The sequence below is a fragment of the Epilithonimonas hominis genome (assembly GCF_003730015.1).
In the GTDB taxonomy this organism is placed as follows: domain Bacteria; phylum Bacteroidota; class Bacteroidia; order Flavobacteriales; family Weeksellaceae; genus Epilithonimonas; species Epilithonimonas hominis.
Genome location: NZ_RJTU01000041.1, coordinates 1 through 2,579 on the forward strand (window position 1 = coordinate 1; position 2,579 = coordinate 2,579).

Consider the following 2,579-nt stretch of genomic DNA (forward strand, 5'->3'; position numbering starts at 1 on the left):
GTTTATCGGACGAGGATGATTTAAAATAATTAAATTTGCGGAACAAAGCAATTCGCTAAAATTCAAACTATGACTCAAGAATTTTTGGGAAATTCCCAATTCCAGATATCCAATCAACTCGTTTCCGCAAGCTGTCCTTCCAATATCGCACTCATCAAATATTGGGGGAAATACGAAAATCAAATTCCAGCCAATCCAAGTATAAGCTATACTTTGAACCATTGCAGAACCAATACGACAATGGAGTTTTTTGTCGGAGAAGATTTTTCTGTTCAGACTTTTTTATCAGGAAATGAAGAAAAAAAATTCGCTGAGAAAATTGAAAAATATTTCAAAAATATTGAGCCATATCTGCCTTGGATTCTGAAAGGAAAATATATCATCAAAACCGAAAACACATTTCCTCACAGTTCAGGAATTGCAAGTTCAGCTTCTGGTTTTGGAGCGATTGCAAAATGTCTGATGAACTTAGATGAAATTTTCGCAGAAAAGAATCAAGAAGGCTTCGAGAGCCTCAACCTGACAAAAGAGAAAAAAGCTAGTTTTTTAGCAAGATTGGGAAGTGGAAGTGCTTGTAGAAGTCTTTACGAAGGTTTGGTAGTTTGGGGAAAAACCGAAGAAGTAGAAGGAAGTTCGGATTTGTTTGCTGTTCCTTATAATAATGACGAGATTCATCCGATTTTCAAAAACTTCAACGATTGGGTTTTATTGATTCACGAGGGGCAGAAATCGGTTTCTTCAACGGTTGGTCACGGATTGATGAATACCAATCCTTATGCAGAAAGACGTTTCCAAGAAGCTCACGAGAATTTCACCAAACTGAAGACGATTCTTTCATCAGGCGATATGGAAGGTTTCATCAAATTGGTCGAGCACGAGGCTTTGACACTTCACGCAATGATGATGATGAGCGACCCCGCATTTATTCTGATGAAAACGGGAACTCTGGAAGTTATTAATAAGATTTGGGATTTCAGAAGAATTACAGGATTATCATTATTTTTCACTTTAGACGCAGGTGCAAATGTTCATCTCCTTTTCCCGAATGATATCGACAACGACAGAATCACAGATTTCATCAAAACAGAACTGATTCCATTGACTCAGAAAGGTGGAGTAGTGAAAGATTTGATGAGGTTTTAAGAAGTCAGAAGCTAGGTGTTAGAAGTCAGAAGTTAAAATCAATATTATTAATTATGAAAAAAATCACAATATTATTTCTACTAATCGTTGCTTTCATTGGAAATGCACAAACCGTGACAGAACCGAAAAACAATCCTGAAAAATGGTCGCAACCTTATGAACCGTTCAGGATTGTTGGGAATTTGTATTATGTCGGGACTTATGATTTGGCGTCTTATCTTATTGTAACAAACAAAGGAAATGTCCTTATTAATACAGGTTTAGCTGATTCTTATCCTCAAATCAAAGCTAATATAGAGAAGTTAGGATTCAAATATAAAGACATCAAAATTTTGACTTTGACTCAGGCACATTTTGACCATATGGGAGCAATGGCTGATATAAAAACTGATACTGGCGCAAAACTGTATGTTGACGAAGCTGAATTAGCAGAACTGAAATCCGGCGGAAAATCTGATTACGAATTAGGAAAATACGGTGTAACATTTAAACCGTTGACGCCAGACTTTCTTTTGAAAAATAATGACAAAATCAAATTAGGAAATACGACTTTGACTTTGCTTCATCATCCTGGTCACACAAAAGGTTCTTGTAGTTTTATCTTCGAAACAAAAGATAAAGACAGAACTTATAAAGTTCTCATCGCAAATATGCCGTCTATTATCATTGACCACAAATTTTCTGATGTTCATACTTATCCAACTATGCAAAAAGATTATGCTTACACTTTGGATGCGATGAAAAAACTGGATTTTGATGTTTGGGTTGCTTCGCACGCAAGCCAATTCGATTTGCACAAGAAACGTAAATCTGGAGACGTTTACAATCCTAAATTGTTTATGGATAAGGAAAACTACTTCAAACAACTGAAAGAATTGGAGGATGATTATTTAACTAAATTAAAACAAGAAAATTGATTTGAAATCAAAATTCAAAATTCCAATGCTCATTACAGGATTGTTTTGCTTTGCATTTATTCTGATATTCTATTATAAGATGACAGAATTGATAATTACTGATTTTAAAGGGTTTGTCGATACTTATATGTCAGAAAACATCTATGGTAAAATGTTGATGCCTTTTGGACTTTTAGGTTTTGTGTGGAGCCCTATTTATCTTCTTAAATATTTTAAAACAATCCGGATTTATCCTTCTAATATTGAGGTTAATTATTTCTTTCCAATCTTCAATCATAATCTTCAATTAAAGGATTTTGATTATTATATTTTAGTTGATGAGATGACTAGAAATGTTCCGATAGAAGCAATTTGGTTTATTAAATATAGAAAAGTTAAATTCATTATTCCGGGACAACTTTATTCTAATTATGATGAAATAAGAAATGAAATTTCAAAATTTAATATTGAAAATAAAGGTAAAGTCAAACTTAATCCTTTCCAAGAAATAAAAGCTAAGTTAACCTGAGTTCGGGATAA

At 33.7% G+C, this 2,579-nt stretch carries 3 protein-coding genes; all 3 read left to right on the forward strand.

Annotated features, from left to right (window positions below; translation table 11 throughout):
* The first annotated feature begins 69 nt into the window (after positions 1-69).
* From EGH73_RS06085 to EGH73_RS06095, 3 genes are read left to right on the forward strand one after another with little or no spacing between them, the layout of a single operon-like run.
* Positions 70-1,143, forward strand: a complete 1,074-nt coding sequence (locus EGH73_RS06085) for a diphosphomevalonate/mevalonate 3,5-bisphosphate decarboxylase family protein (protein WP_123281111.1) — start codon at positions 70-72, stop codon at positions 1,141-1,143.
* 53 nt (positions 1,144-1,196) lie between these two features.
* Entirely contained in the window at positions 1,197-2,060 is an 864-nt protein-coding gene (gene bla, locus EGH73_RS06090) for a subclass B3 metallo-beta-lactamase (protein ID WP_123281112.1), read from the forward strand.
* A 1-nt stretch (position 2,061) separates the two neighbouring features.
* Positions 2,062-2,568, forward strand: a complete 507-nt coding sequence (locus EGH73_RS06095) for a hypothetical protein (protein ID WP_148041684.1) — start codon at positions 2,062-2,064, stop codon at positions 2,566-2,568.
* Positions 2,569-2,579 lie beyond the last annotated feature (11 nt).

What these genes read in the sequence shown, in the direction of transcription:
- EGH73_RS06085 (WP_123281111.1), top strand. Translation starts at nt 70, where the DNA reads ATGACTCAAGAATTTTTGGGAAATTCCCAATTCCAGATATCCAATCAA.
- bla (WP_123281112.1), top strand. Translation starts at nt 1,197, where the DNA reads ATGAAAAAAATCACAATATTATTTCTACTAATCGTTGCTTTCATTGGA.